The organism is Citrobacter sp. VF227 (genome assembly GCF_052950715.1).
This window is the reverse complement of the sequence record NZ_JBRFVF010000483.1, coordinates 1-452: the sequence shown is the minus strand read 5'-3', so window position 1 is coordinate 452 and position 452 is coordinate 1. Positions and strand designations below refer to the sequence as shown.

The 452-nt window shown below is 70.1% G+C and carries 1 protein-coding gene; it reads left to right on the top strand.

The features are described from left to right. Window positions 1-190: hypothetical protein (locus tag ACU8YC_RS27465; protein WP_446896321.1), on the top strand; the 190-nt coding region annotated here is incomplete at its 5' end. Between the last annotated feature and the right edge of the window lie 262 nt (window positions 191-452).

The following is a 452-nucleotide window of genomic DNA, read 5'->3' as shown; positions in this document are numbered from 1 at the left end:
CGACGAGGCGGAGCTTTCGGGCCGGTTGGTCATGTTCTACGCGACGATCACCACCTCGGAGGACGAGGCGCTGGCGATCGTGCGCCGCGCGGTGAAGGCCGATGCGGCGGTAGAGCCGACGGGCGTCCGCCTCTCTCAGCAGACCGCCAGCGCCCTCGATCTGGAGGCGGGCCTCGCACGGGCCCTCTGACACGACGGCCACCTTGCCGCGCCGCGAGACCGCGCGAAGAAGCCGCAGCGCCCCCATCATAGCCCGCAACGTCTTCCAGTTGCACCGATCCCCCGGGCCGGGATCACGCTCGCGTTGGACCTCTGGGCAGGACGGCGCGTTGTGGCAGGCGGCGATGAGGTGAGGACGTCTGCCATGAACATCGAACGCTTCGCGGAAACCGAGACGACGCTCGCCGTCGCGGACCGCCTCTGGCGCGCCGAGATGCGTCGGGTCCGAAGAC